28 protein-coding genes are annotated in these 24,654 nt (G+C 64.9%); 19 read left to right on the top strand and 9 right to left on the bottom strand.

All coding sequences use genetic code 11. From position 1 onward, the window contains the following. Position 1 precedes the first annotated feature (1 nt). The 8 genes from ACWKV7_RS01520 (at position 2) to ACWKV7_RS01485 (ending at position 6,022) form a co-directional block, all read left to right on the top strand. Complete coding sequence (locus tag ACWKV7_RS01520; protein ID WP_483855866.1) at positions 2-1,099, top strand: protein-glutamate methylesterase/protein-glutamine glutaminase; 1,098 nt, start codon at positions 2-4, stop codon at positions 1,097-1,099. 10 nt (positions 1,100-1,109) lie between these two features. Beyond that, complete coding sequence (locus ACWKV7_RS01515) at positions 1,110-1,850, top strand: flagellar motor protein (protein ID WP_483855865.1); 741 nt, start codon at positions 1,110-1,112, stop codon at positions 1,848-1,850. A gap of 18 nt (positions 1,851-1,868) precedes the next feature. Continuing rightward, the gene (motD, locus tag ACWKV7_RS01510) at positions 1,869-2,693 is read left to right on the top strand and encodes a flagellar motor protein MotD (RefSeq protein WP_483855864.1); all 825 of its coding nucleotides are present in this window, start codon (positions 1,869-1,871) and stop codon (positions 2,691-2,693) included. Between the two features lie 53 nt (positions 2,694-2,746). Then, the gene (locus ACWKV7_RS01505) at positions 2,747-3,535 is read left to right on the top strand and encodes a ParA family protein (protein ID WP_483855863.1); all 789 of its coding nucleotides are present in this window, start codon (positions 2,747-2,749) and stop codon (positions 3,533-3,535) included. A 95-nt stretch (positions 3,536-3,630) separates the two neighbouring features. Beyond that, a complete protein-coding gene (locus tag ACWKV7_RS01500) occupies positions 3,631-4,455 on the top strand; it encodes a CheW domain-containing protein (protein ID WP_483855862.1) in 825 nt (274 codons plus the stop codon). A 91-nt stretch (positions 4,456-4,546) separates the two neighbouring features. Beyond that, positions 4,547-5,026 carry a chemotaxis protein CheW gene (locus tag ACWKV7_RS01495; RefSeq protein WP_483855861.1) on the top strand — a complete coding sequence of 160 codons (480 nt, stop codon included), beginning with the start codon at positions 4,547-4,549 and terminating at the stop codon, positions 5,024-5,026. A gap of 3 nt (positions 5,027-5,029) precedes the next feature. Continuing rightward, positions 5,030-5,434 carry a DUF2802 domain-containing protein gene (locus tag ACWKV7_RS01490; protein ID WP_483855860.1) on the top strand — a complete coding sequence of 135 codons (405 nt, stop codon included), beginning with the start codon at positions 5,030-5,032 and terminating at the stop codon, positions 5,432-5,434. Between the two features lie 156 nt (positions 5,435-5,590). Then, complete coding sequence (locus tag ACWKV7_RS01485) at positions 5,591-6,022, top strand: rhodanese-like domain-containing protein (protein WP_483855859.1); 432 nt, start codon at positions 5,591-5,593, stop codon at positions 6,020-6,022. 87 nt (positions 6,023-6,109) lie between these two features. Here the strand turns inward: ACWKV7_RS01485 and ACWKV7_RS01480 are convergent, their stop codons facing one another. Both ACWKV7_RS01480 and fliK read right to left on the bottom strand, forming a co-directional pair. Beyond that, positions 6,110-6,448 (bottom strand): EscU/YscU/HrcU family type III secretion system export apparatus switch protein, encoded by a 339-nt coding sequence (locus ACWKV7_RS01480; protein WP_483855858.1) that lies wholly within the window; start codon positions 6,446-6,448, stop codon positions 6,110-6,112. Next, the gene (gene fliK, locus ACWKV7_RS01475; protein ID WP_483855857.1) at positions 6,445-7,992 is read right to left on the bottom strand and encodes a flagellar hook-length control protein FliK; all 1,548 of its coding nucleotides are present in this window, start codon (positions 7,990-7,992) and stop codon (positions 6,445-6,447) included. Before fliK ends, ACWKV7_RS01480 begins: the two co-directional genes overlap by 4 nt. A 151-nt stretch (positions 7,993-8,143) precedes the next feature. On the opposite strand from fliK, the gene ccmA reads away from it, so the two are divergent. The 11 genes from ccmA (at position 8,144) to ACWKV7_RS01420 (ending at position 16,747) form a co-directional block, all read left to right on the top strand. Continuing rightward, positions 8,144-8,779 (top strand): cytochrome c biogenesis heme-transporting ATPase CcmA, encoded by a 636-nt coding sequence (gene ccmA, locus ACWKV7_RS01470; RefSeq protein ID WP_483855856.1) that lies wholly within the window; start codon positions 8,144-8,146, stop codon positions 8,777-8,779. Next, complete coding sequence (ccmB, locus tag ACWKV7_RS01465) at positions 8,776-9,447, top strand: heme exporter protein CcmB (protein ID WP_483855855.1); 672 nt, start codon at positions 8,776-8,778, stop codon at positions 9,445-9,447. The genes ccmA and ccmB overlap by 4 nt, the downstream gene beginning before the upstream one ends. A gap of 19 nt (positions 9,448-9,466) precedes the next feature. Then, positions 9,467-10,225 (top strand): heme ABC transporter permease, encoded by a 759-nt coding sequence (locus ACWKV7_RS01460; protein ID WP_483855854.1) that lies wholly within the window; start codon positions 9,467-9,469, stop codon positions 10,223-10,225. Then, complete coding sequence (gene ccmD / locus ACWKV7_RS01455) at positions 10,225-10,401, top strand: heme exporter protein CcmD (RefSeq protein ID WP_483855853.1); 177 nt, start codon at positions 10,225-10,227, stop codon at positions 10,399-10,401. The genes ACWKV7_RS01460 and ccmD overlap by 1 nt, the downstream gene beginning before the upstream one ends. Continuing rightward, the gene (gene ccmE, locus ACWKV7_RS01450; RefSeq protein ID WP_483855852.1) at positions 10,398-10,865 is read left to right on the top strand and encodes a cytochrome c maturation protein CcmE; all 468 of its coding nucleotides are present in this window, start codon (positions 10,398-10,400) and stop codon (positions 10,863-10,865) included. The genes ccmD and ccmE overlap by 4 nt, the downstream gene beginning before the upstream one ends. Further along, complete coding sequence (locus tag ACWKV7_RS01445; protein ID WP_483855851.1) at positions 10,862-12,835, top strand: heme lyase CcmF/NrfE family subunit; 1,974 nt, start codon at positions 10,862-10,864, stop codon at positions 12,833-12,835. The genes ccmE and ACWKV7_RS01445 overlap by 4 nt, the downstream gene beginning before the upstream one ends. After that, entirely contained in the window at positions 12,832-13,371 is a 540-nt protein-coding gene (locus ACWKV7_RS01440) for a DsbE family thiol:disulfide interchange protein (protein WP_483855850.1), read from the top strand. The genes ACWKV7_RS01445 and ACWKV7_RS01440 overlap by 4 nt, the downstream gene beginning before the upstream one ends. Next, a complete protein-coding gene (locus tag ACWKV7_RS01435; protein WP_483855849.1) occupies positions 13,368-13,853 on the top strand; it encodes a cytochrome c-type biogenesis protein in 486 nt (161 codons plus the stop codon). The genes ACWKV7_RS01440 and ACWKV7_RS01435 overlap by 4 nt, the downstream gene beginning before the upstream one ends. Further along, positions 13,850-15,055 carry a c-type cytochrome biogenesis protein CcmI gene (ccmI, locus tag ACWKV7_RS01430; protein ID WP_483855848.1) on the top strand — a complete coding sequence of 402 codons (1,206 nt, stop codon included), beginning with the start codon at positions 13,850-13,852 and terminating at the stop codon, positions 15,053-15,055. Before ACWKV7_RS01435 ends, ccmI begins: the two co-directional genes overlap by 4 nt. Positions 15,056-15,087: 32 nt before the next feature. After that, positions 15,088-15,531, top strand: coding sequence for a hypothetical protein (locus tag ACWKV7_RS01425; protein WP_483855847.1), 444 nt, complete (start codon positions 15,088-15,090; stop codon positions 15,529-15,531). Between the two features lie 397 nt (positions 15,532-15,928). Next, the gene (locus ACWKV7_RS01420) at positions 15,929-16,747 is read left to right on the top strand and encodes a cyclase family protein (RefSeq protein ID WP_483855846.1); all 819 of its coding nucleotides are present in this window, start codon (positions 15,929-15,931) and stop codon (positions 16,745-16,747) included. Here ACWKV7_RS01420 and ACWKV7_RS01415 read toward each other — a convergent pair. The 7 genes from ACWKV7_RS01415 to ACWKV7_RS01385 all read right to left on the bottom strand — a co-directional run bounded on the left by ACWKV7_RS01415 (position 16,744) and on the right by ACWKV7_RS01385 (position 24,598). After that, entirely contained in the window at positions 16,744-18,633 is a 1,890-nt protein-coding gene (locus tag ACWKV7_RS01415; RefSeq protein ID WP_483855845.1) for an ATP-binding protein, read from the bottom strand. The two genes, ACWKV7_RS01420 and ACWKV7_RS01415, sit on opposite strands and share 4 nt — an antisense overlap. Before the next feature lie 221 nt (positions 18,634-18,854). Continuing rightward, positions 18,855-19,199 (bottom strand): low molecular weight protein tyrosine phosphatase family protein, encoded by a 345-nt coding sequence (locus ACWKV7_RS01410; protein WP_483855844.1) that lies wholly within the window; start codon positions 19,197-19,199, stop codon positions 18,855-18,857. Further along, positions 19,196-19,840, bottom strand: a complete 645-nt coding sequence (locus ACWKV7_RS01405; protein WP_483855843.1) for an HD domain-containing protein — start codon at positions 19,838-19,840, stop codon at positions 19,196-19,198. The genes ACWKV7_RS01410 and ACWKV7_RS01405 overlap by 4 nt, the downstream gene beginning before the upstream one ends. Continuing rightward, positions 19,833-20,669, bottom strand: a complete 837-nt coding sequence (locus tag ACWKV7_RS01400) for an ion transporter (RefSeq protein ID WP_483855842.1) — start codon at positions 20,667-20,669, stop codon at positions 19,833-19,835. The genes ACWKV7_RS01405 and ACWKV7_RS01400 overlap by 8 nt, the downstream gene beginning before the upstream one ends. 116 nt (positions 20,670-20,785) lie before the next feature. Beyond that, the gene (locus ACWKV7_RS01395; RefSeq protein WP_483855841.1) at positions 20,786-21,667 is read right to left on the bottom strand and encodes an urea transporter; all 882 of its coding nucleotides are present in this window, start codon (positions 21,665-21,667) and stop codon (positions 20,786-20,788) included. 245 nt (positions 21,668-21,912) lie between these two features. Then, positions 21,913-23,328 (bottom strand): pyruvate kinase, encoded by a 1,416-nt coding sequence (gene pyk / locus ACWKV7_RS01390; RefSeq protein WP_483855840.1) that lies wholly within the window; start codon positions 23,326-23,328, stop codon positions 21,913-21,915. After that, a complete protein-coding gene (locus tag ACWKV7_RS01385) occupies positions 23,315-24,598 on the bottom strand; it encodes a glycerate kinase type-2 family protein (RefSeq protein ID WP_483855839.1) in 1,284 nt (427 codons plus the stop codon). Before ACWKV7_RS01385 ends, pyk begins: the two co-directional genes overlap by 14 nt. Between the last annotated feature and the right edge of the window lie 56 nt (positions 24,599-24,654).

Below are 24,654 nucleotides of genomic sequence, written 5' to 3'. Positions count from 1 at the left end.
TATGGCAGTCAAGGTCCTGGTGGTGGACGATTCCGGCTTTTTCCGGCGCCGGGTTTCGGAAATTCTGTCCTCCGACCCGAACATCCAGGTGGTCGGTACGGCCACCAACGGCCGCGAGGCGATCGATCAGGCGTTGGCGCTCAAGCCCGACGTCATCACCATGGACTACGAGATGCCGATGATGGATGGCATCACGTCCGTGCGGAACATCATGCAGCGCTGCCCGACGCCGGTGTTGATGTTCTCCTCGCTGACCCACGAGGGCGCCCGTGTCACCTTGGACGCGCTGGATGCTGGAGCGGTGGATTACCTGCCGAAGAACTTCGAAGACATTTCGCGCAACCCGGAGAAGGTCAAGCAACTGCTGTGCGAAAAGGTCCATACCATCGCCCGCAGCAACCGGCGCTACAGCGCCTATGCCGCGACGCCGGCAGCCGCGCCAGTTCCGGCTCCCGCACCGAGCACCGGGGCCGCCAGTCGGCCTGCACCGGTCGCTCCCAGTGCCCCGTCAGGGAATTCCCCTGCCCCAAAGCGTAAAGCCTACAAGTTGGTGGCCATTGGCACCTCCACCGGTGGGCCGGTTGCCTTGCAGCGAGTCCTGACCCAGTTGCCCGCCAATTTCCCGGCTCCCATCGTGCTCATCCAGCACATGCCTGCCGCTTTTACCAAGGCCTTTGCCGAGCGCCTGGACAAGCTTTGCCGGATTCGCGTCAAAGAGGCCGAGGACGGTGACCAGTTGCGTCCGGGCCTGGCCCTGCTGGCACCCGGCGGCAAGCAGATGATGGTCGATGCCCGTGGCACGGTGAAGATCCTGCCGGGCGATGAGCGGCTGAACTACAAGCCCTGCGTGGATATCACCTTCGGTTCGGCCGCCAAGTCGTTCGGCGACAAGGTGCTCGCCGTGGTGCTGACCGGCATGGGGGCGGACGGCCGCGAAGGCGCGCGCCTGCTCAAGCAGGGCGGCAGCCATGTCTGGGCCCAGGACGAAGCCAGTTGCGTGATCTATGGCATGCCCATGGCGATCGTCAAGGCCAACCTGGCCGATGCGGTCTATGGCCTGGACGACATCGGCCGGCACCTGTCCGAGGCTTGTCAGTGAGCAAACGCTGATGGACGTCCTCAGCCTCATCGGGGTGGCACTCGCCTTCGTCGCGATCATTGGTGGCAATTACCTCGAAGGCGGCCATGTCGGCGCGCTGATCAACGGACCGGCGGCGCTGATCGTCGTTGGCGGCACCCTGGGCGCGGCATTCCTGCAGGCGCCGGTCAGCGTGTTCAAGCGCGCCCTGAATATCTTCGGCTGGATCCTGTTTCCGCCACGCATCGATCTGGTCGGCGGCATCGAGCGGGTGGTTGGCTGGAGCATGACGGCCCGCAAGGAGGGGTTGCTCGGCCTGGAGCCGGTGGCCGACGCCGAACCCGATGCCTTTGCCCGTAAAGGATTGCAGCTGCTGGTCGATGGTGCCGAACCGGAGGCCATCCGCAGCATTCTCGAAGTCGACCTGTACACTCAGGAAGGCCGCGATATCCAGGCCGCCAAGGTGTTCGAAAGCATGGGCGGTTACGCGCCGACCATCGGCATCATCGGTGCGGTAATGGGCCTGATCCACGTCATGGGCAACCTTGCCGACCCGAGCAAGCTGGGCAGCGGCATTGCCGTGGCCTTCGTCGCCACCATCTATGGCGTGAGCTTCGCCAACCTGTTGTTGCTGCCGGTGGGCAGCAAGCTCAAGGCCGTGGCCATGCGCCAGTCGCGCTATCGCGAGATGCTGCTCGAAGGCATTCTCTCCATCGCCGAAGGCGAGAACCCTCGTTCCATCGAGCTGAAGCTGCAAGGCTTCATGGACTGACGGGACGAGGATGAGCTTATGGCCCGGCGTCGCCACCACGAAGAACACGAAAACCATGAGCGTTGGCTGGTTTCCTACGCCGACTTCATCACCCTGTTGTTCGCCTTTTTCGTGGTGATGTATTCCATCTCTTCGGTCAACGAAGGCAAGTACAAGATCCTCTCCGATACCCTGGTTGGTGCCTTCAATCAGCCGGACCGCTCGCTCAAGCCGATTCCCATCGGCGAGGAGCGCGTGCTGTCCACCACCTCCAGCATCAACGAGGACGTGGGTGGCCAGGCTGGCGACCCCTTGGAGGAAATCGCCGAGAGCGTGCGCAACGCCTTCGGCGACCTGATCAAGACCGACCAACTGGCAGTGCGCGGCAACGAAATGTGGATCGAGATCGAGCTGAGCTCGGGCTTGCTGTTTCCCAGCGGCGACGCGCTGCCCAACGACAAGGCGTTCGATATCATCGAGAAGGTGGCCAAAATCCTGGCACCCTATGAAAACCCGGTGCAGGTCGAGGGTTTCACCGATAACTTGCCGATCAATACACCTCAATATCCGACCAACTGGGAGCTGTCCTCGGCGCGCGCCTCGAGCATCGTGCGTATGCTGGCGATGGACGGGGTGAACCCCAGTCGCCTGGCCGCGGTCGGCTATGGCGAGTTCTCTCCGGTGGCGGACAATTCCACGGCCGAGGGCCGGGGCCGCAACCGGCGCGTGGTCTTGGTGATTTCGCGCAATCTCGACACTCGCCGCAGCGGCAACAAGCCGGGGGCTGGCACGCAACCTGCACCGACGCCCTCAGCGCAGGCTCCGACCCCTGGAGCCGTCAATTCCCCGTCGCCGTCCCCTTGAGGGCGGCGCCAAGTCTCGGCCAGGGCGCGGGCCCGCCGGGAGGATGAACGAAGATGAGAGTCTGGGCAGTAGCCAATCAGAAAGGTGGTGTCGGCAAGACCACCACGTCGATCGCCCTGGCGGGCCTGGTGGCCGACGCCGGCAAACGCGTGCTGGTAGTCGACCTCGATCCCCACGGGTCGATGACCAGCTATTTCGGCCATGATCCCGACGCCCTGGAGCGCAGCACCTTCGACCTGTTCCAGCATCAGGGCAACGTGCCGGAGGGGTTGCCGCAGCAGTTGCTGCTGCCCACCAGTCACGAACGCATTGCGCTGCTGCCTTCGAGTACCGCCTTGGCGACGCTCGAGCGCCAGTCGCCGGGCAAGAGCGGCCTGGGCCTGGTGATCTCCAAGAGCCTGGCGCAGCTGTGGAACGATTTCGACTTCGCCATCATCGACAGCCCGCCGCTGCTCGGCGTGTTGATGGTCAACGCCCTGGCCGCCAGCCAGCATCTGGTAATCCCGGTGCAGACCGAGTTCCTAGCGGTCAAGGGCCTGGAGCGCATGATCAGTACCCTGGCGATGATCAATCGCTCGCGCAAGCAGGCGTTGCCCTACACCATCGTGCCGACCCTGTTCGACCGCCGTACCCAGGCCTCCCTGGGAACCTTGCGCACCTTGCGCAACAGCTATCCCGAGCACCTCTGGCCAGCCTACATCCCGGTGGACACTCGTCTGCGCGATGCCAGCCGCGCCGGGACGACGCCGTCGCAGTTCGACAGCGGCTGTCGCGGTGTACTGGCTTATCGCGCCTTGCTCAAGTACCTGCTGTCCCAGCAGCCAGCGATGCAGGTGGCTTAGTCGATGCCCGGTCTGGCCTATGCTGAAGAGAATGGCTCAAGTCCCATGCCGGCTTGGCCGATAGCCTGTACAGATCATTTTTCCGAGTCGTGCCTATGAGTCGTACCACTGCCACCGCCACGCGTCCTCAGTTGGCTCTGCAATCCTACCTGGATGCATTGCTGCAGGAGGCTGCGGTCGAGCTGGCCGATTCCGTCAGCCTCGATGAGTTCGAAGCGGCGGTGCTCGAGGAGCAGGTGCGCGATGCTCATCTGGCTCCGGCTCCGGCTCCGGCTCCGGCTCCGGCTCCGTCAGCGGAATTGCGGCCGGTGATGGAACCGGTCGTGCCACCCGCGCCGGTGGTGGAGGCTCCGCCCGCTCCGGTCGAACCGCTGGCCGACATACATGTACCGGCCGCACCCCGCAACCCGCCTGCGCCGATCAAGCTCGACGGCCGTCCCGATTGGGCCGAGGAGCCGTTCGAATGCCTGCTGTTCGACGTCGCCGGGCTGACGCTGGCAGTACCGCTGGTGTGCCTGGGATCGATCTATCCCCTGGCCGGCCAGGAGTTGACGCCGCTGTTCGGCCAGCCGGACTGGTTCCTCGGCATCTTGTCGTGCCAGGCTGGAAACCTGAAGGTATTGGACAGCGCCCGCTGGGTAATGCCCGAGCGTTACCGCGACGATTTCCGCGAGGGGCTGCAGTACGTGATCTCCGTGCAGGGTTACGAGTGGGGATTGGCGGTGCATCAGGTCAGCCGCTCGATCCGTCTGGACCCGGACGAGGTCAAGTGGCGCAGCCAGCGCAGCCAGCGCCCGTGGCTGGCCGGTACGGTGATCGAGCACATGTGCGCATTGCTGGATGTGGCAGCTCTCGCCGAGTTGATCGCCAGCGGTGCGGCCAAGCAGATGGCGGGCAGGAAGCCGGTTCACCCGAGATAACAGGCCCTGCGACGCGGGGCTCTTCTATAGTAACGACAGCGGGTATGCCCGCGTTCACCGCCGCAGGCGGTTACAAACGAGGCTAGGGGATATGAAGAAGACGTCTGCACAGGGTTCCGAAGATCCCATTCTGCAATGGGTGACCTTCCGCCTGGACAACGAAACCTACGGCATCAACGTGATGCAGGTCCAAGAAGTGCTGCGCTATACCGAGATCGCCCCGGTGCCGGGCGCGCCAAGCTATGTGCTCGGCATCATCAACCTGCGCGGCAACGTGGTGACCGTCATCGATACCCGGCAGCGCTTCGGGCTGGTGCCGGCACCGGTGACCGACAACACCCGCATCGTCATCATCGAGGCGGACAAACAGGTGGTTGGCATCCTGGTCGATAGCGTTGCCGAGGTGGTTTACCTGCGCCAGTCCGAGATCGAGACTGCTCCGAACGTCGGCAACGAGGAATCGGCCAAGTTCATCCAGGGTGTCTGCAACAAGAACGGCGAGCTGCTGATCCTGGTCGAGCTGGACAAGATGATGACCGAAGAGGAGTGGTCCGAGCTCGAGAGCATCTGATTCATGTTGGAAATTGCGCTTGGGGTGCTCGTCGTCGTCTGCATCTTGCTGGTGGTCGCGTGCCTGTGGCTGGCGCAGAACCAACGCCTGCAGGCACGCTTGCAGGCCGAGCGCGATGCCCTGCGCGACCAGCGCCTGAAGGACCTGAGCAGGCGCCTCGATGCCTATCTCAGCGGCAGCGTGCGCATGGGCGAGGAGTTGCACGAGTTGCGACGCATCGTGGCGCCGCTGCCGGACAAGCTGCAGCAGATGGAGCAGCGCGACCCGGGCAGCCTGTCCTTCACCCAGGCTGCGCGCCTGGTCGGGCTGGGCGCCAGTGTCGACGACCTGACCCAGTCCTGTGGCCTGAGCAAGGCCGAGGCCGAACTGGTGAGCAAGCTGCACCAGGCGCAACGCCAGAAGGGCTAGCGCCACCGTCTGTCCCGGCCCAGGAACCTGGGTCGTCTCATTCCCCTCCAAATTCCCAAGAGCGCCGGGTGCCATCGCTATAGCCAATGGCTCCAAGGCGCGTCCTACCCCACGCCTAATCTCACTATATGGGCTTCCCTGTGAGGAGGGCTGCAAATGCTGCGCTTCCTGCTTGTGCTGTGTTGTTGCGTACCGCTTTGGGTCCAGGGACAGGAGGCGCCGGTCAAGGTCGACGGAGCTTTCACGGTCAATGCGCTGCAGGCCAAGCGCCTGTACGACCTGGGGGCGGTTTTCGTCGATGTGCGCCCGGCCCGCGAGTGGAGTTGGGGGCATGTCTACGGTGCGGTGCACCTGGATCTGTCCGAGCATTTCGTCGGCTTGGCCATGCCCGATGTGCCACGGGAAATGCCGCTGGTGATCTATTGCGACAGCGAAGTCTGCTCCCGGGGCGCGCTGGCGGCGGAAATGGCGGTCGCCTGGGGTTACCAGAAGGTCTTCTATTTCCGCGAAGGCTATTTCGCCTGGCAACTGCTGGATTTCCCTCAGGGCAAGGGGCTATCCGGCGAGGTGGTGGCGCTGACGCCCTGAGTCGATCCGGGGGCGGAGACTGCTGGTGCTTCCGGGGTGAGCCGGATGTCGTGGCCGCGAATTCGCGTACCTGCAACTTCGCAGTCCTTACGTGCGCTTGCTCGGGCCTTCCAGTAACGGGCGGGGTGGTGTGACGTCGCGGTCCCGCTCCTCGGCAAAACCGGGCGGGCATTTGCCTTTGAGGTGCCAGGCGAAGGCGATGATTTCCGCGATGCAGCGGTACAGCGCTTCGGGAATCGCATCTCCGAGTTCCAGGCGAGCCAACAGCCGCACCAGGTCGGCGTTTTCGTAGATCGGCACTTCGTATTCGCGGGCGATGGCGAGAATAGCCTCGGCCAGTTCGTCATCGCCCTTGGCGGTCACGTTCGGGGCACTCTGGCCATCGTAGTTCAGGGCGATGGCCTGGCGCGGGGCGGTGTTCTTCATGCGGTTTCATCCACCCAGCGTTGCTCGAGAATCGTGCGCTGGCCCTGCGGCGGCGTGCCCTGGCGGCAGGCCAGTTCGCCGACGGTGAGCCCGGTGGCGTTGAGCCGTTCGCGCAACCGATCCAGTTCTGTCTCGATCAATTGCACGGTGCGTTCGCGTTCAGCCCACATCTGGCTGGAAAAGCTGCCGCGCAGCAACTGTGCCTGGACCTGAAGCGGACCCAGCGGTGCCAGGTCGAAGGCCAGTTCGATGCGCCAGAGGGTCTGCTGCTCCTTCTTTTCCTTCTCCGGGGGCTGCTCGCGTTGCAGCTTGACCTGCAGCGGCACCAGTTCCTGTTGGTCGCGCATCGGCAGCTCCAACTGCCAGGTGGTCAGCAGGGTGCCGTCGGGGCCGACCTGGTTCTGGGCGAGGCTGGACAGCTGGTGGGTCTGCAAACGGGATACCGCGGCGGCGGCAAGCTTCAGCAAGGCTTCCAGATCGCCTTCACCCTCCATGCTCTGCAGCAATCCGGCCGGCAAGGGAAAGCGCAAGGCCTGTTGGCGTGGGCTGGCCTGGCCGATGCTGCCGAGCGCTTCGCGAACGAAGGCGGGCAATGCCTGGGCCAGGTTGGCGCCCGCCGAGGCCAGGCCCGCCGGTGCGCTGCCCGGCAGGTTCGGCAGCAACTGCGCGACCATGCGCAACAGGTTGGCCTTGAGGTCATGGGGCAGGGCGGCGCTCTGGCCGCTGAGCAGTTTGGCCTCCAGGAACAGGCCGCTGTTCTCCATGGCCTTGGCCAGCATCTTGGGGTCGCCCAGCTCGCGCATCTCCGGCAGGCCGGCGAGCAGCTTGTCCAGGCTCGCGCGCAGGCCGTCAGGCAGCCCTTGCTGGCCGCTGAGGCCTTTCATGGCCTTGAACAGGCTGTCCAGCGGGCCCTGGCGGCCCTGTTGGGTGGCGAGTTGCTGGCCCAGCTCCAGCTGATCCAGACGGCCGCTGAGCGGCAGGAAGTTCAGGGCCTGGCTTGCTTGCACCTGGGCCGTCAGCAGGCTGCCCACCGGCAACTGCAAGGGGGTCTCCACGGACAGCTTGCTGCCGGCCAGCGACGTATTGAGCAGGTTGACCAGCACCTTGTAGACCGTCTGCTCGGCCTTCGCCTGTACCACCTGCTGGCTGGCCACCACTTTGCCTTGCAGCAGCGTGCCGACCGGCAACTGATCGAGGTCCAGGCTGGTCAGGGGCTTGTCGCCGCCGCTGCCTTGCAGCAGCACCGCCAGGCGCGTATCCGACAGCGCCGTGACCGCCAGCGCGGTGCCTTGCGCCAGCGGGCGCGGGCTACTGGCTTGCAGGGTGGTCTGGCGGCCGTTGTCCAGGGTCAGTTTGAGCAGCAGCTGAAAGCTCTGCGCCTGCTCCTTGAGGGCGATCACCTCCGCCTTGGCGCTTTCCCCGGCGGCCAGCAGGCCTTCCAGCGGTTGCAGGAGCTTCAGCGCCAGGTCGGTGGCCGCGGCGTTTGGTCGCAGGTTTGGCGTAACGGGTGGAAGAGGCCGGGAACTGCCTATTTCAGCGGGCATCGAGGTAACAACCTGTTGAAAATGCCGGCTAGGGAGCGGCGGCATGGCATGTATAATGCCGCCCCATCCGGGCCGGCTGCTGTTTTCAGCGTGTGCTCAGTATAGCGGCCAGGCCTCCCTCGTCTTGAATGCCCGACAGGTGTCCCATCGCGTGACCAGTCCTCTTCTCGAAGCCGTGGCGCTCTCATGCGAGCGGGATTGGCGCATGCTGTTCGAGCACCTCGATCTGCGCCTGGCGGCCGGCGAGATGCTGCAGGTGGCCGGTCCCAACGGTAGCGGCAAGACCAGTCTGCTGCGCCTGCTGGCCGGGCTGATGGCGCCCACTGCCGGAACTGTGCTGCTCAACGGCCGGCCGCTGGATCGGCAACGTGGCGAGCTGGCGCGCAATCTGTTGTGGCTCGGGCATGCCGCCGGCATCAAGGGCCTGCTGAGTGCCGAGGAAAACCTGTCCTGGCTGTGCGCCCTGCACCAGCCGGCCGAGCGCACTGCCATCTGGCAGGCCCTGGAAGCCGTCGGCCTGCGTGGCTTCGAAGATGTTCCCTGCCATACCCTGTCCGCCGGTCAGCAACGTCGCGTGGCGCTGGCCCGGCTGTATCTCGATCCACCGCCGCTGTGGATCCTGGACGAGCCCTTCACCGCGCTGGACAAGCATGGCGTCGCGCAACTGGAGAGCCACCTGGCCAGGCACTGCGAGCAGGGCGGGCTGGTGGTGCTGACCACCCACCATCGGCTCAGCGAAACGCCCGCTGCCTACCGCGAGCTTGACCTGGGGCAGCACAAGTCATGAGCACTCTGTTTGGCCTGCTGTTCGCCCGCGAAGCTCGGCTGCTCTGTCGTCGCCCGGCGGAGTTGATCAACCCGTTGATCTTCTTTGCGATTGTCATCGCCCTGTTTCCGCTGGCGGTGGGCCCTGAAACCCAATTGCTGCAGACCCTATCGCCAGGATTGATCTGGGTCGCGGCGCTCTTGGCGGTGCTGTTGTCGCTCGATGGGATGTTTCGCAGCGATTTCGAGGATGGTTCGCTGGAACAGTGGGTGCTGTCGCCGCATCCGCTGCCGTTGCTGGTTTTGAGCAAGGTGCTCGCGCACTGGCTGTTTTCAGGGCTGGCACTGGTCTTGCTGTCGCCGCTGCTGGCCCTGATGCTCGGCCTGCCGGCGCGCTGCATGCCGACGTTGCTGGTTTCTCTGCTGCTGGGTACGCCGGTGCTGAGCCTGCTCGGTGCGGTTGGCGCGGCGCTGACGGTGGGGCTCAAGCGTGGCGGCCTGTTGCTGGCGCTGCTGATCCTGCCGCTGTACATCCCGGTGCTGATCCTCGGTAGCGGGGCCCTGCAGGCCTCGCTGCAAGGCCTGCCAGCGGACGGCTACCTGCTGTGGCTGGCCAGCTTGGCCGCGCTGGCGGTCACACTGACTCCTTTCGCTATTGCCGCTGGTCTGAAGATCAGCATCGGTGAATAACTACAGGAATACCGTCAATATGAATTGGACTTGGTTTCACAAGTGGGCCTCGCCCAAGTGGTTCTATGAGCGCAGTGGTCGTTGGCTACCGTGGCTGACTGTGATCGCCACAATTCTTTTAATCACGGGTCTAGTCTGGGGGGTGGCGTTCACGCCCTTGGAATCGAAACAGGGCCAGCTCCACGCATTTCGAATTATTTACATTCATGTCCCAACTGCCTTTCTTGCTCAGGCTTGTTATTTGTTTATGGCGGTAGTTGGTGTGGTTGGGCTTGTATGGAAGCTGAAGCTTGCGGATGTGGCGTTGCAGCAGGCGGCGCCAGTTGGCGCCTGGATGGCCTTTATTGCTCTGGTCACAGGTGCGCTCTGGGGTAAGCCGACTTGGGGGACATATTGGATATGGGATGCTCGACTTACTTCTATGCTGATCCTGCTATTTCTTTATTTCGGGGTTATTGCTTTGGGCAACGCTATCAGCAATCGTGAGAGCGCGGCTAAAGCTTGTGCACTTTTGGCGGTAGTCGGATCTGTCAATCTCCCGATCATTAAGTACTCAGTGGATATTTGGAACACGCTGCATCAAAAAGCGACATTTAGTATCGTTTCGAAGCCACAGATGCTTTCTGCACACTGGATTCCGTTATTGATTTCGGTGCTCGGAATCTATTGTTTCTTCGCTGCAGTCTTGCTCTATAGGATGCGTACCGAGGTGCTCAAGCGTGAGGCCCGCAGCAGTTGGGTCAAAGCGGAAGTTGCTCGTTTATTGGGAGGTAAGTAATGGTTTTTTCCTCCTTCGCCGAGTTCATTGCAATGGGAACTCATGGCCCTTACGTGTGGTCGGCCTACGGCATCAGTCTGGTAGTGCTGGCGCTCAATGTGGTGTTGCCAGTGCTGGCGCGTCGCCGCTATCTGCAAGACGAGGCGCGCCGTTTGCGCCGGGAGAAGTCGAAATGAACCCGCTGCGCAAGAAACGCCTGTTCATCGTCCTCGCCATCCTGGCCGGAGTGGGTATCGCCGTGGCGCTGGCGCTGGCCGCGTTGCAACAGAATATCAACCTGTTCTACACCCCGACCCAGATCGCCAGCGGCGAAGCGCCGCGCGATACGCGCATCCGCGCCGGTGGCCTGGTGGAGGAGGGCTCGGTGAAGCGCTCGGCGGATTCGCTGCAAGTGGATTTCCGCGTCACCGATGGCGTGGAAACCGTGACCATTCGCTACCAGGGCATTCTTCCCGACCTGTTCCGTGAGGGGCAGGGCATCGTTGCCCTGGGTGAGATCAATGCCGAGGGTGTGCTCATTGCCGACCAGGTGCTGGCCAAGCATGACGAGAACTACATGCCGCCGGAGGTCACCCAGGCGCTGGAGAAGAGCGGCATGATGAAGCACTACGAAAACAGCCAGAAAGGGGGCGCGCAATGATTCCCGAACTGGGCCATCTGGCGTTGATCCTCGCCCTGTGCCTGGCCTTGGTGCAGGCGACGTTGCCGCTGATCGGCGCCTGGCGCGGCGACCACCAGTGGATGAGCCTGGCCCAGCCGGCCGCCTGGGGCCAGTTCGCCTTCCTGTTGTTTGCCTTCGCCTGTCTGACCTACGCCTTCATGGTCGACGATTTCTCCGTCGCCTACGTGGCCAGCAACTCCAACAGCGCGCTGCCCTGGTACTACAAGTTCAGCGCCGTCTGGGGTGCCCACGAAGGGTCCCTGTTGCTCTGGGCGCTGATCCTCGGGGGCTGGACCTTTGCCGTGTCAGTGTTTTCCCGGCAGTTGCCGGAAGTCATGCTGGCGCGGGTGCTGTCCGTGATGGGCATGATCAGCATCGGTTTCCTCTTGTTCCTGATCGTCACCTCCAACCCGTTCGAACGCCTGCTGCCGCAATCGCCGGTCGATGGTCGCGACCTCAACCCGCTGCTGCAGGACTTCGGCCTGATCGTGCATCCGCCAATGCTCTACATGGGCTATGTCGGTTTCTCGGTGGCCTTTTCCTTCGCCATCGCCGCGTTGCTCGGCGGCAAGCTGGACGCTGCCTGGGCGCGCTGGTCGCGGCCATGGACCATCGTCGCCTGGTCGTTCCTCGGCATCGGCATCGCGCTCGGCTCCTGGTGGGCCTACTACGAACTGGGTTGGGGCGGCTGGTGGTTCTGGGACCCGGTGGAGAACGCCTCCTTCATGCCCTGGCTGGTCGGCACGGCGCTGATCCATTCGCTGGCGGTCACCGAGAAACGCGGCGTGTTCAAGAGCTGGACGGTGCTGCTGGCCATCGCTGCCTTCTCCCTGAGTCTGCTCGGTACCTTCCTGGTACGGTCCGGGGTGCTCACCTCGGTACATGCCTTCGCCACCGATCCGGAGCGCGGCATCTTCGTGCTGGCGTTCCTGCTGCTGGTGGTCGGCGGCTCGTTCACCCTGTTCGCGGTGCGCGCGCCGGTGGTCAAGAGCGATGTCGGCTTCGCCCTGTGGTCGCGGGAAACCCTGCTGCTGGCCAACAACCTGGTGCTGGTGGTGGCGGCCTCGATGATCCTGCTCGGCACGCTCTACCCGTTGATCCTGGATGCCCTGACCGGCGCCAAGCTGTCGGTCGGCCCGCCGTATTTCAATGCGCTGTTCCTGCCGCTGATGGGCCTGCTGATGTTGGCGATGGCGGTCGGCGTGCTGGTGCGCTGGAAGGATACGCCGCTGAAATGGTTGCTCGGCATGCTCACGCCGGTGCTGGTTGGCAGCCTTGTGGTCGGCATGATCGCCAGCCTGGCGTTTGGCGATTTCGGCTGGGCGGTGCTGGCGGTCTGGTCGATTGCCGCCTGGGTGCTGCTTGCCGGGGTGCGCGACCTGTTCGACAAGTGCCGTCACAAGGGCCTGCTCAAGGGCATGCGCAGTCTTTCCAGCAGTTACTGGGGCATGCAACTGGCCCACTTCGGCATCGCCGTATGTGCCCTGGGCGTGGTGCTCTCCAGCCAGTACAGCGCCGAGCGCGATCTGCGCCTGGCCCCGGGCGAGGCGGTCGAGCTGGCCGGCTACCGCTTCGTGTTCGAGGGGGCCAAGCACTTCGAAGGGCCCAACTTCACCTCCGACAAGGGCACGTTGCGCGTGCTGGACGATGGCCAGGAGATTGCCGTGTTGCATCCGGAAAAACGTCTGTACCGCGTGCAGAACTCGATGATGACTGAAGCCGGCATCGACGCCGGCTTCACCCGTGACCTCTATGTCGCCCTGGGCGAGCCGCTGGAAAACGGCGCCTGGGCGGTGCGGGTGCACGTCAAACCCTTCGTGCGCTGGATCTGGCTCGGCGGCCTGATGATGGGCCTGGGTGGATTGCTCGCGGCCTTCGACCGTCGTTACCGGGTCAAGGTGAAGACCCGGGTGCGCGAAGCGCTGGGGCTGGCGGGGGTGCAGGCATGAAGCGTCTGCTCCTGCTGGTGCCGCTGGCGATCTTTCTCGGCATTGCGCTGTTTCTCTATCGCGGGCTCTACCTCAACCCCACCGAATTGCCGTCGGCGCTGATCGGCAAGCCATTGCCGGCTTTCAGCCTGCCGGCGGTGGATCAGGCGGGGCGTACCCTCACCCAGGACGATCTTCTCGGCAAGCCGGCTCTGGTCAACGTCTGGGCTACCTGGTGCGTGGCCTGCCGCGTCGAGCATCCGATGCTGAACAAGCTGGCGCAGCAAGGCGTGACCATCTACGGCGTCAACTACAAGGACGACAACGCCGCAGCGCTGAAATGGCTGAAGGAATTCCACAATCCGTACGCGTTGAACATCAGCGATGCCCAGGGCAGCCTTGGCCTCGACCTGGGGGTCTATGGGGCGCCGGAAACCTTCTTCATCGACGCGCACGGCATCATCCGCCACAAGTACGTCGGCGTGATCGACGAACGTGCCTGGCGCGAGCAATTGGCGCCGCTGTACCAGGAACTGGTCGACGAGGCGCAGCCATGAGGCGCCTGCTTGTCGCGGCTCTTGGCCTGGTGCTCTGGGGCAGTGCGCTGGCGGCCATCGATACCTATCAGTTCGACAGCGAGGCCGAGCGTGCGCGTTTCCGTCAACTGACTGAAGAGCTGCGCTGCCCGAAGTGCCAGAACCAGAACATCGCCGACTCCAACGCACCGATTGCCACCGATCTGCGCCGGGAAATCTTCCGCATGCTGGAGGAGGGCAAGAGCAACGACGAGATCGTCGAGTTCCTGGTGGATCGCTACGGCGACTTCGTGCGCTACAAACCGCCGGTCAACGCGCGCACTTTGCTGCTCTGGTACGGTCCGGCGGCGCTGCTGATCGGCGGTCTCGGCGTGCTTGCGGTGATCGTGCTGCGCCGGCGCAGGGTGGAAAATGCCCCGGGCAGCGTGGCGCTGTCTGCCGAAGAACAGCAACGGCTCGAAGCGCTGCTGAACAAAGAACCACGGGATAACCAAGACTCATGATCGATTTCTGGCTCGCTGCCGGCCTGCTGGTGCTGGCCGCCCTGGCTTTTCTGTTGTTGCCCGTGGTGCGCGGCCGCAGTCTGCAGCGCGAAGAGGACCGCACCGCGTTGAACGTAGCGCTCTACCAGGAGCGCCTCGCCGAGTTGGAAGCGCAGCTGGCCGCCGGTGTGCTCACCACCGAGCAGTTGGCCGCCGGGCGCGCCGAGGCAGCCCGCGAGCTGCTGCGCGACACCGAGGGCGCCGAAGATCGGCGCGCCTCCCGTCTGGGCCGGGGTGTTCCGCTGGCCGTGGCGCTGCTGATGCCGTTGCTTGGCTACGGCCTGTATCTGCACTGGGGCGCCAGCGACAAGCTGGAACTGGCCAGGCAGTTCGCCGAACAGCCGCGCAGCCTCGAGGACATGACGGCGCGCCTGGAGCAGGCCGTCGACGTTCAGCCGGACTCGGCGGAAAACTGGTACTTCCTCGGCCGGGCCTACATGGCGCAGGACCGTGCCGCCGATGCCGCCGGAGCCTTCTCCCAGGCCGCCGACCTGGCCGGCCGTCAGCCGGAGCTGCTCGGCCAGTGGGCGCAGGCGCTGTACTTCGCCGGCGACAAGCAATGGACCGACGAGATGCAGGTACTGACCGACGAGGCACTCAAGGCCGACCCGCAGGAGGCCACCAGTCTCGGCCTGCTGGGCATCGCCGCCTTCGAGGAGCAACGCTTCAAGGACGCCATCGGCTACTGGCAGCGTCTGGTCGTGCAGCTGGACCCGCAGGACCCCGCCCGCGCGGCCATCGAGGGTGGCATCGCGCGGGCGCGCCAGCAGCTCGGCGAGCAGGCGCCGGCCGCAGAGCAGCCAGCGGTAGCGGTCTCGGCCGAGGTGAAGGCGAAGGTCAGCCTCGACCCGATCCTGGCCGCCAAGGTGCAGCCGGGGGACAGCGTGTTCGTCTTCGCCCGTGCGCTCAACGGGCCGCCGATGCCGCTGGCGGTCAAGCGCCTGACGGTGGCCGACCTGCCGGCGGAGGTCGTGTTGAGTGATGCCGATGCAATGATGCCGCAGTTGAAGCTGTCCAATTTCCCCGAGGTCCAGTTGGTCGCGCGGGTTTCCCGCTCCGGCGACGCCACCTCCGGTGAGTGGATCGGCCGCAGCAAGCCCGTCGAGACCCACGAGGCCGGCGCGACCCACTTGCTGTCCATCGACCAGCCCGACCACCCTTGAAGCGCACGGGCGGCCGCCAACCAGAGGTGAAGATGACCACTCTCCCGTCGAGCCGTCGAACCCTATCTGTCCTGTCGCGGGTACTGACCCTGGGGGCCGCCCTGTTGCTGACCGCGTGTGCGGCAAGGGTGGCCGAACAGCCGCCTCGCCAGCCCCAACCGTTGCCCAGGCCCGGCGTGCAGGTGCCGCCCAAGGCGCCTTCCCGGCCGATGATATTGCAGGCCCCGGCGCCCAAGGCTCCGCCGGCGACGCAGAAGACCCACCCGCGCTACGCCCCGCCGCCCCAGGGCGACTACCACTGGGACAATCGCCTGGGCGTCTATGTGGTCAAGGGCAACAACCTTTACTACCGCGAGCGCCTCTACTACCGCTGGAACAACGGCTGGTACTGCGCCGCCCGCCCGGATGGCCCCTGGGAAACCGTGGCCCTGCCAAGCGTGCCGCCCGGCCTGCGTGGTCGCCATCCGGCCCCCTGAGCCTCGGTTCGGCCCGCGTTAGCGAGAGCGCCTGCCAAGGCCTTGCACGGTACGGCACCGTCGCTGACGCCGAGCGCCGCCAGGGGCAAGCTCAGCATGGGGAGAAGTTCGCCAAGCAGCGCACCGAGGCATGCCATGGCCAGCGCCCCTGCCGCCAGGGTGCCCCGGAAAACCGGCATGTCACCCATCTGCGCTCCCATCCAGAAGCAACCGATTGGACCGAAACGCTTGCGCGCAGACGATCTCGCGTACTGACCGGCTACTGCTGCCAGGCGTCAAGGCACGCTAATGGTTTGGCGATGAGGCGGCGAATCATGTTATTTACTCGACCGCCCGACAGGACAAGGAGCTTCTTCGTCTGAACGGCAAGATCAATGAGAAAAACAAGGAGATATCCATGATCAAGGCAGTGCTAACACCGGGCGGATGGTTTGCCAAACTGACCTGCGCCGGTACGATCGCCGCTCTATTTCTAGCCGGCCCGACCGTGGCCAGTGCGCAAGGCAATGGTATGCACAATATCCAGTTCCGCCACGTCGTCGACCTGAGTCACGACATCACCACCGACATCCCGCTCTGGCCCGGCGATCCCGCCGTGGAGTTCAAGACGGTCGCCACCCTGGAAGAGGACGGGTACTACCTGCGTTCCTTCACCATCGGCGAGCATAGCGGCACCCATATGAATGCACCGAACAGCTTTCATGCGGATGGCATCGGCATCGACCAGTACCGCCCCCAGTCGCTGGTGCGGCCGCTGGTGGTGATCGACGTCAGTGCCAGGACCCTGCGCAATCCGGACTATGTGATCAGCCAGGATGACGTGCTGGCCTGGGAGCATGTGAACGGCCGCATAGCGAAGGGCTCGGTAGTGGCGTTCTACACCGGCTGGCAGAAGTTCTGGAAAGATCCGCAGAAGTTCTTCAACCCGGATGCGCAGGGCGGCTTGCATTTCCCCGGCGTCGGTGCGGAAACCACGCGCCTGCTGCTGGAGAAGCGCGGTATCGCCGGCATTGGTATCGATACCCACGGGGTCGATCCGGGGCAGGATGAGGAATATGCGACCAACACCCAGGTGCTGGCCAATAACGGCATCATCCTGGAGAACCTGACCAACCTGCATCGGTTGCCGGCCAAGGGCACGACCATCGTGATCGGCATCCTGCGCCTGCAGGCCGGCTCGGGCACACCGGTCGCCGTGACCGCGTTCGTTCCCTAACCCGCGCTACCCAGTTCCCGGTGGGGCGATTGCGTCTTGTCGCCCCGTCGGGATCTCGATGCCTGTTTCAACTTTTCCACCAGCGCCTGCAGCTTCACCGGCTTGATCAGGTAGTCGTCCATACCGGCCTGCCTGCACTTTTCGATTTCGCTGCGAAAGGCATTGGCGGTGAACGCGACGATGTAGGGCGGTCGGCCGCGGTGTCCGCCGCGAATCTTTCGCGTGGCCTCCAGCCCATCCATATGCGGCATGTTCAGGTCCATGAAGATGACGTCGAACGATTCCTGCTCGCAGGCGGCAAGCGCCTCCAGGCCATCGAGCACCAGCTGCGCCTGGTAACCCAGCTTGGCGAACATCGCCAGCGCGATCTTGCCGTTGACCGGATTGTCTTCCACCACCAGGATCCTGAGCGGATGGGTCCGGGACAGGTTCTCGTCGGGCACCGTGGCAGGTGCATCCGGCAGCGCGATCGGCAGCTCCTGGTCCGAGGCACTGCAGGGAATGGCGAAGTAGAAGGTCGACCCGCTGCCGACATGGCTGGTGACCTGGATGGTTCCGCCCAGGGCTTCGACCAGATTCCGACAGATGGACAGCCCCAGACCGGTGCCGCCATAGCGACGCGTGCTCGAGATATCCAGCTGGGTGAAGGGTTTGAAGAGCTTGCCGATCTGTTCCGGGGGAATGCCGATGCCGGTATCGGTCACGCTGAAATTCAGCAGGACGTCGTCTTCCCGCTGCGTGGCGGTGATCGACAGGCGCACTTCGCCCGCGTCGGTGAACTTGACCGCGTTGCCCAGCAGATTGAGCAGGACCTGGCGCAGGCGATCGGCATCGGTATGCACCAGCGCGGGCACTTCCTCGGCGATCCAGTAGCTCAAGCGAATCGACTTGCCGCCCAGGTTCTGCTGGATCAGCTCGAGGGTGGTATCCACCAGAGGGGCGAGCGCGAAGGTGTGGCGGTGCAGCTCCAGCTTGCCGGCCTCGATCTTCGAGAGGTCCAGGATGTCGTCGATCAACGACAGCAGGGTCTGCCCGCTGGTCTGGATCGTGCGCACGTAGTCCGCCTGCTCCGGCGTCAGGCCGCTGTCGAGCAGCAGCTCGGTGGTGCCGATCACCCCGTTCATGGGCGTCCGGATCTCATGGCTCATAGTGGCCAGGAAGGCGCTCTTGGCGCGGTCGGCGATCTCCGCGGTTTCTTTCGCCTTCGTCAGCGCCAGCTCGTTGGCGCGGTGTTGCAGCAGGTGCTTGCGCAGGCGCAGCAGGTAGAGGGCGACCGCCAGGCTGAGCGAGGCGAAGGTGAGAATCGCCAGGCCGACGTGGTAGAGCGAGTCCCGGCGCAGCATGGAGTGATAGTCCCGCAGGGAGATTTCGGCGCCGGCTATATAGGGCGTGCCGTCCTTGGAGCGATAGGGAACGAACACGGCCCGGAAGTCGCCCCAGTGGTCGGTGTAGTCGGTCCAGGTGGGCTCGCTGCGTTCGAAGCTCTGGTGCAGTGCCTCGCTGGCATCCGGATAAGGGTCGAAGAAACGCACGTAGTCGTTGTCGCGCAGCTCCTCGTCGGAGGCGCTGGAGCTGATCAGGATGACCTGGCCGTCGCGCTTGATGGCGGTATAGACGAATGTCAGGCCGAGCTCGTTGTTGAATTCGGTCAGGCGCTCGATCGTGCGCCAGTCTTCGGCTTCGGTCTTGGAATGCTTGTCGACCAGTCCGTCGTGATAGGTATCGCCGAGGATCGACGCGGTCGCCCTGGCGGCATAGAGCAGCTTGTTGTTGATGTTGTCGTCGATGATGTCCTTGGTCTCATCGTAGAGGTAATAGACATAGCCTCCGACACCCACCATGTAGATCCAGGCCAAGGCCAGGAACTTCCATCCTAGTTGGCGCATCCGTGCCAGCTCCTACCGTTGTGTTTCAGTTGCGCCCCCGGGGTAACGGCAACAGCGCTTCAGGGCGGATTGCAATCGACTGCAGCCGCGAAGGATACCCGAACAGCGGCTGGCTTCGAAAACGGCCGGTCGGATCGTGCGCCGGTTTCTCGCGTTTTTCCGGGACAGCTCACAGGATGAGCTGGGCGAGACGCTTGCCTGCCATGCCTGGCGGGGAGATCTCAAGCGTCATGCCTGGCATCGAGATCGAGAAGGGCCGCTACCGAGTCTTCCAGCATGGCCACCAAATCGGGGTCCATGAACCGGTAATCGTCTGGAATCTCCAGCACATGGATCGGCTTGTGGTCGAGCATGCGAGTGAATTCGGCCCTGAGGCGGTTCTTGTGCTTCTGCTCCATGGCGACGATCACGTCGGCCCAGCGAATATCCGCTTGCGTGACCGGGCGACGGGCCTGCGGGCTGGTGCCGGCTGAGCGTGCAGTGATCGCCGGGTGCCGGCGCCAGATCGCTTCCGCGGTGGGGCTGCGCCATCGGTTGCGGCTGCAGATGAACAGGACGTTGGTCATCCGTTGCTCGCTCCGGCAGCTGTCGTATTGCCTGCCAGGTCCTGCAGCGCCTGCGCCAGGTTACGTCGTGCCGACGTTTCCCAACGCTCGGCCAGTGCTGGATGGCGGTAGAGCCGCGGCATGTCCAGCAGGTGCTGTATCAGCTTGCTGCGCCCGGCGCGAAACAGCGGTTCGGGCACCCAGGCGTATTCGGCGCGAATGGCACGTTCGTAGTCGGCATAGACCGCCGGCTCGCTGGCGAGAATGGCGAGGTCGATGTCGACGGTGAGCGCCGCGTCCGGGTCTTCGGGCACGTCCTGGTGGCGGGTGGCGAGGATCAGTTCGCGCAGCGGATCGGCGTGACGTTCGAGCCTGGCGGCCTGCAGCCAGGCACAGGCGCGCTCGGCGCTGGCGGCTTCGTTGTCCTGGCGGCGGGTGTCGTAGACGAGATCGTGGGTCCAGAGTGCCAGTTCCACCAGGTCCGGTTGCCTGGCCAGTGCTTTCCATTCATCGAAGTGCTTCAGGCAGGCGGCGATATGGGCCGTGCTGTGGTAATGCCGGTGGGGTTCGCCATAGGCGGCGCACAGCTCGGCGAAGCTGTCGGCCGGCGCCTGGCCGCCCAGGCGCTGCCAGAGTGTTTGCCAGCGTGTGGGATCAAGCATCTCGTTGGGCCTCGTGGGGGAAGAGCGAGTGGCCGCAGCGGCTGCAGAAGGCGGCGCTGGCTTCGTGGTTGAGCTTGGCGCAGTTGGGGCAGTGATGCTGCATGTTGTCCTGGCGCATGGCATTGGCCAGCTCGGCGGTGAAGATCCCGGTGGGCACGGCGATGATGGAGTAACCGGTAATCATCACCAAAGTGGCGAGCGCCTGGCCGAGGGCGGTCTTCGGCACGATGTCGCCGAAACCGACGGTGGTCAGAGTCACCACTGCCCAGTAGATGCTCTTGGGAATGCTGGTGAAGCCGTTCGGCGGCCCTTCCACGACGTACATGAGGGTGCCGAAGACGATCACCAGGGTGGTGACGCTGAGCAGGAACACGGTGATCTTCTGCCGGCTGCCACGCAGGGCGACCATCAGGAAGTTGGCCTGGCTCAGGTAGGGCGTGAGCTTGAGCACGCGGAACACCCGCAGCATGCGGATCACGCGGATGACCATCAGGTACTGGGTGGCCGGCAAGAGCAGGGCGATGAAGCTGGGCAGCACCGCGAGCAGGTCGATCAGGCCATAGAAGCTGAAGATGTAGCCGCTCGGCTTGGGGCTGCTATAGACCCGCAGGGCGTATTCGATGGCGAACAAGGCGGTGAACAGCCATTCCAGGGCCGACAGCCAGGCGCCGTACTCCCGGTGGATGGAGGCGACGCTGTCGAGCATCACCACGACGAGGCTCGCCAGGATGGTGATCAGCAGCCAGGTATCGAAGCGGCGGCCGGCGGGGGTGTCGACGTGGAAAATGATCGTGTACAGGCGCTGGCGCCATTCTTGCGCGTTGCTCATTGAATCTCCGTTGCGGTGCGGCGGGTCGGGCCGCTGGACAGCGCCGTAGCGTAGCGTGCGGGGGAGATTGAGTCGATCCGCGGGGTGTCACGGGCCATCCGGTGTTCGCTGCTTGCTCAGCGCATGCCCACCTTGCGGCAGTCCGCCGCCGCCTGGCGCAGCAGCCGCTGGCTGGCCAGGACCAGCCAGCAAGCGAGGATGAAGGGCGCGGTGAGCGCCGGCAGGCCGAGGCCGGCAAAGCCGGGTTGCAGCAGGATGGCTAGCAGGAGACCGGTCAATGGCGCCCAGGAGCGATGGGTCTGGCCGAGGGCGATGGCAACCAGCGCCGGTGCGTAGCCATGCAGGCCGAGCAAGGCCGCCGTGCTTGGCCAGCCTTGCAGCAGCGCTATTGCCAGCCCGGCGGTGGAGCCGAGCAGCGCCCAGCCGGCGGCGCGAGGGTCGGCCAGCAGCAGGCCGACGAGGATGACGAGCCCCGCCAGCGGATGGTCGAGAAAGACGATCTGGCCGACGCCGCGGGCGATGGCGGCGGACAGGCCGAGCAGGTCGACGGTCGCTGGAACATCGACGCTCGCGGCAGGCACGGGGTGCAGGCCATCCAGCTCGAGCAGCAGCCAGCCGAGCACCACGAAGGGCAGGGTATAGGCGGGCAGCCATTGGCGCCGGCGCATGCCGCGCATCAACGGACGCAGCGCCACGCTGGATAGTCCGGCAGAGAGGGCGATAAGCGCCACCAGCGAGATTGACCAGGCGTGCTGGAGGCTCAGCAGCAAACCCAGCAGCACGCCGTTGTAGCCGTACAGGCCCATGTCGATATCGTCGCGCTCGTAGCGCAGCGCGGTGGCCAGCAGGCCGGAGGCGGTCCCGCCGAGCAGCGCGCCGGCGGCCAGGCTTGGCGCGCTCAGGGCGATCGCCAGCAGGCAGCAGAGGCCGCACAGCGGGTGGCGTTGCAGGAAGATCTGGCTGAAGCCGTTGAGAAGGACACTGACGCACCGAGGCATGGCGCACCTGGGAGATAAAAAGGAGGCGTCCGCAGGGGATAACCACGGACGCCTCAACTGATGGAAAGTGTCACCTGCAGTCAGGGCCGGCTCCCGTCTGCAGGAGCGAATTCATTCGCCTGCCTCTGCCTCGCGGGTGCCTACCTGCCGGGGCGAACCAACTTTGTCCGGCCGGGAGGGAAGCGGCGGGTTTCACCCGCCCTACGCCAGATTGCCCGCCAGGCGAATGCATTCGCCCCTACCAGTTACAGCAGGGTCTCGATCTGCAGGCTATTGGTCGTACCCGGCTGGCCGAAGGGCACGCCGGCAGTGATCACCACGGTGTCGCCCTGGCGCGCCATGTTCTGCGCCTGGGCGATTTCCAGGGCGGTGGAGCAGACCTGTTCGACTTCTTGCAGGGCCTGGTTGATAACCGAGTAGACGCCCCAGGCCACGGTCAGCTTGCGCGCGGTGCGAATGCTTGGGGTCAGGCTGAGGATCGGCGCGGCCGGGCGCTCGCGGGACGCGCGCAGGCTGCTGGCGCCGGACTCGGTGTAGTTGACCAGCACCGCCACCGGCAGGATGCCGCTGATCCGGCGGATCGCACAGCTGATGGCGTCGGACACCGTGGCTTCCGCCTGCGGGCGGTTGACGTCGAGCTGGGCCTGGAAGTCCGGACCACCTTCGACCTGGCGAATGATCTTGCTCATCATGCTCACCGCTTCCAGCGGGTAGTCGCCAGAGGCGGTTTCGGCGGAGAGCATCACGGCGTCGGCGCCTTCGGCCACGGCGTTGGCGACGTCGGTGACCTCGGCGCGGGTGGGTGCCGGCGAGAAGCGCATCGACTCCAGCATCTGCGTGGCAACCACCACCGGCCTGCCCAACTGGCGGCAGATGCGCACGATGTTCTTCTGGATGCGCGGCACGTTCTCCGCCGGCACTTCGACGCCCAGGTCGCCGCGGGCCACCATGATGGCGTCGCATAGCTTGGCGATGTCTTCGATCTGCTCGACCGCCGAGGGCTTCTCGATCTTGGCCATCAGGAACGCACGGTCGCCGATCAGTTGGCGGGCTTCGACGATGTCCGCCGGACGCTGTACGAACGACAGCGCTACCCAGTCCACGCCAAGTTCCAGGCCGAACGCCAGGTCACGGCGATCCTTTTCGGTCAGCGGGCTGAGTTCCAGCACCGCTTCCGGCACGTTGACGCCCTTGCGGTCGGACAGCTCGCCGCCGGCGATCACCTCGGTGTCGATGGCATCGGCATGCTTGGCGGTCACCTTCAGGCGCAGCTTGCCGTCGTCCAGCAGCAGGCTCATGCCAGGCTGCAGGGCGGCGATGATTTCCGGGTGGGGCAGGTTGACCCGGCGGCTGTCGCCCGGCGTGCTGTCCAGGTCGAGGCGGAACGGCTGGCTGCGCACCAGCTGCACCTTGCCTTCGGCGAAGCGGCCGACCCGCAGCTTCGGGCCCTGCAGATCCATGAGGATGCCGATGGGGTAGTTCAGTTGGCGCTCCACCTCGCGTACCCACTCGTAGCGCTGGGCATGATCGGCGTGCTCGCCGTGGCTGAAGTTGAGGCGGAACAGGTTGACCCCGGCCTCCACCAACTGGCGGATGTCGTCGATGCCGTTGATGGCGGGGCCGAGGGTGGCGAGGATCTTAACTTTCTTATCGGGCGTCATTACTGCTGTCCTCGAGGATAAGGATGGCGCGGAAGTCGTTGACATTGGTACGCGTCGGGCCGGTGACGATCAGGGCGTCGAGGGCGGCGAAGTAGCCATAGCCGTTGTTGTTGTCCAACTCGTCGCGGGCGGAGAGCCCCTGGCGCTCCGCCTGGGCATAGCTGTGCGGGGTCATGAGGGCGCCGGCGTTGTCTTCCGAACCGTCGATGCCATCGGTGTCGCCGGCCAGGGCGTAGACGCCCGGCAGGCCCTTGAGGCTTTCGGTGAAGCTGAGCAGGAACTCGGCATTGCGCCCGCCGCGGCCGTTGCCGCGCACGGTGACGGTGGTTTCGCCGCCGGAGAGGATCACGCAGGGCGGTTTGATCGGCTGGCCGTGCTGGACGATCTGCCGGGCGATGCCGGCGTGCACCTTGGCCACGTCGCGGGATTCACCCTCCAGGTCGCCGAGGATCAGTGGCGTCAGGCCGGCGGCGCGCACCTTTTCGGCGGCGGCATCCAGCGACTGCTGCGGCTTGGCGATCAATTGGAAGTGGCTGCGCGACAGCACCGGATCGCCGGGCTTGACCGTTTCCGAGCGTGGGTCCTGCAGCCAGGCACGCACGTTGGCGGGGATGGCGATGTCGTAGCGGGCAAGAATCGCCAGGGCTTCTGCCGAGGTGGTGGGGTCGGCCACGGTGGGGCCGGAGGCAATCACCGTGGCTTCGTCGCCGGGCACGTCGGAAATCGCATAGGTGTAAACGGTGGCCGGCCAGCAGGCCTTGGCCAGGCGGCCGCCCTTGATCGCCGAGAGGTGCTTGCGCACGCAGTTCATCTCGCCGATGGTGGCGCCGGACTTGAGCAGGGCCTTGTTGATCGCCTGCTTGTCCTGGAGGCTGATGCCTTCCGCCGGCAGGGCGAGCAGCGACGAACCGCCGCCGGACAGCAGGAAAATCACCCGGTCGTCTTCGCTCAGGCCGCTGACCATCTCCAGCACGCGTCGGGCGACGCGCTCGCCGGCATCGTCCGGCACCGGGTGGGCGGCTTCCACCACTTCGATCTTCTTGCAATCGGCGCCGTGGTCGTAGCGGGTCACCACCAGACCGGCGATATCGCCTTGCCATTCCTGCTCGATCACCTCGGCCATCGCAGCGGCCGCCTTGCCGGCACCGATGACGATGACCCGGCCGCTGCGGTCGGCGGGCAGGTAGTCGGCCAGCACCTGGCGCGGATGGGCGGCGTCGATGGCGCTGGCGAACAGCTCGCGCAGCAGGCGTTGCGGATCGATGGACATGGTTGGCTCCTGACTTCTTATCTTGCTAATGGGCCGATTGCAGCCCCCAACACTCG

This window comes from Zestomonas ipomoeae (genome assembly GCF_057128665.1).
The sequence above is the reverse complement of the archived record's forward strand: the minus strand, read 5'-3'. Positions and strand labels throughout refer to the sequence as shown.

Coding starts and splice junctions, on each gene's coding strand:
- ACWKV7_RS01520 (WP_483855866.1), top strand. CDS start 2: ATGGCAGTCAAGGTCCTGGTGGTGGACGATTCCGGCTTTTTCCGGCGC.
- ACWKV7_RS01515 (WP_483855865.1), top strand. CDS start 1,110: ATGGACGTCCTCAGCCTCATCGGGGTGGCACTCGCCTTCGTCGCGATC.
- motD (WP_483855864.1), top strand. CDS start 1,869: ATGGCCCGGCGTCGCCACCACGAAGAACACGAAAACCATGAGCGTTGG.
- ACWKV7_RS01505 (WP_483855863.1), top strand. CDS start 2,747: ATGAGAGTCTGGGCAGTAGCCAATCAGAAAGGTGGTGTCGGCAAGACC.
- ACWKV7_RS01500 (WP_483855862.1), top strand. CDS start 3,631: ATGAGTCGTACCACTGCCACCGCCACGCGTCCTCAGTTGGCTCTGCAA.
- ACWKV7_RS01495 (WP_483855861.1), top strand. CDS start 4,547: ATGAAGAAGACGTCTGCACAGGGTTCCGAAGATCCCATTCTGCAATGG.
- ACWKV7_RS01490 (WP_483855860.1), top strand. CDS start 5,030: ATGTTGGAAATTGCGCTTGGGGTGCTCGTCGTCGTCTGCATCTTGCTG.
- ACWKV7_RS01485 (WP_483855859.1), top strand. CDS start 5,591: ATGCTGCGCTTCCTGCTTGTGCTGTGTTGTTGCGTACCGCTTTGGGTC.
- ACWKV7_RS01480 (WP_483855858.1), bottom strand. CDS start 6,448: ATGAAGAACACCGCCCCGCGCCAGGCCATCGCCCTGAACTACGATGGC.
- fliK (WP_483855857.1), bottom strand. CDS start 7,992: ATGCCCGCTGAAATAGGCAGTTCCCGGCCTCTTCCACCCGTTACGCCA.
- ccmB (WP_483855855.1), top strand. CDS start 8,776: ATGAGCACTCTGTTTGGCCTGCTGTTCGCCCGCGAAGCTCGGCTGCTC.
- ACWKV7_RS01460 (WP_483855854.1), top strand. CDS start 9,467: ATGAATTGGACTTGGTTTCACAAGTGGGCCTCGCCCAAGTGGTTCTAT.
- ccmD (WP_483855853.1), top strand. CDS start 10,225: ATGGTTTTTTCCTCCTTCGCCGAGTTCATTGCAATGGGAACTCATGGC.
- ccmE (WP_483855852.1), top strand. CDS start 10,398: ATGAACCCGCTGCGCAAGAAACGCCTGTTCATCGTCCTCGCCATCCTG.
- ACWKV7_RS01445 (WP_483855851.1), top strand. CDS start 10,862: ATGATTCCCGAACTGGGCCATCTGGCGTTGATCCTCGCCCTGTGCCTG.
- ACWKV7_RS01440 (WP_483855850.1), top strand. CDS start 12,832: ATGAAGCGTCTGCTCCTGCTGGTGCCGCTGGCGATCTTTCTCGGCATT.
- ACWKV7_RS01435 (WP_483855849.1), top strand. CDS start 13,368: ATGAGGCGCCTGCTTGTCGCGGCTCTTGGCCTGGTGCTCTGGGGCAGT.
- ccmI (WP_483855848.1), top strand. CDS start 13,850: ATGATCGATTTCTGGCTCGCTGCCGGCCTGCTGGTGCTGGCCGCCCTG.
- ACWKV7_RS01425 (WP_483855847.1), top strand. CDS start 15,088: ATGACCACTCTCCCGTCGAGCCGTCGAACCCTATCTGTCCTGTCGCGG.
- ACWKV7_RS01420 (WP_483855846.1), top strand. CDS start 15,929: ATGATCAAGGCAGTGCTAACACCGGGCGGATGGTTTGCCAAACTGACC.
- ACWKV7_RS01415 (WP_483855845.1), bottom strand. CDS start 18,633: ATGCGCCAACTAGGATGGAAGTTCCTGGCCTTGGCCTGGATCTACATG.
- ACWKV7_RS01410 (WP_483855844.1), bottom strand. CDS start 19,199: ATGACCAACGTCCTGTTCATCTGCAGCCGCAACCGATGGCGCAGCCCC.
- ACWKV7_RS01405 (WP_483855843.1), bottom strand. CDS start 19,840: ATGCTTGATCCCACACGCTGGCAAACACTCTGGCAGCGCCTGGGCGGC.
- ACWKV7_RS01400 (WP_483855842.1), bottom strand. CDS start 20,669: ATGAGCAACGCGCAAGAATGGCGCCAGCGCCTGTACACGATCATTTTC.
- ACWKV7_RS01395 (WP_483855841.1), bottom strand. CDS start 21,667: ATGCCTCGGTGCGTCAGTGTCCTTCTCAACGGCTTCAGCCAGATCTTC.
- pyk (WP_483855840.1), bottom strand. CDS start 23,328: ATGACGCCCGATAAGAAAGTTAAGATCCTCGCCACCCTCGGCCCCGCC.
- ACWKV7_RS01385 (WP_483855839.1), bottom strand. CDS start 24,598: ATGTCCATCGATCCGCAACGCCTGCTGCGCGAGCTGTTCGCCAGCGCC.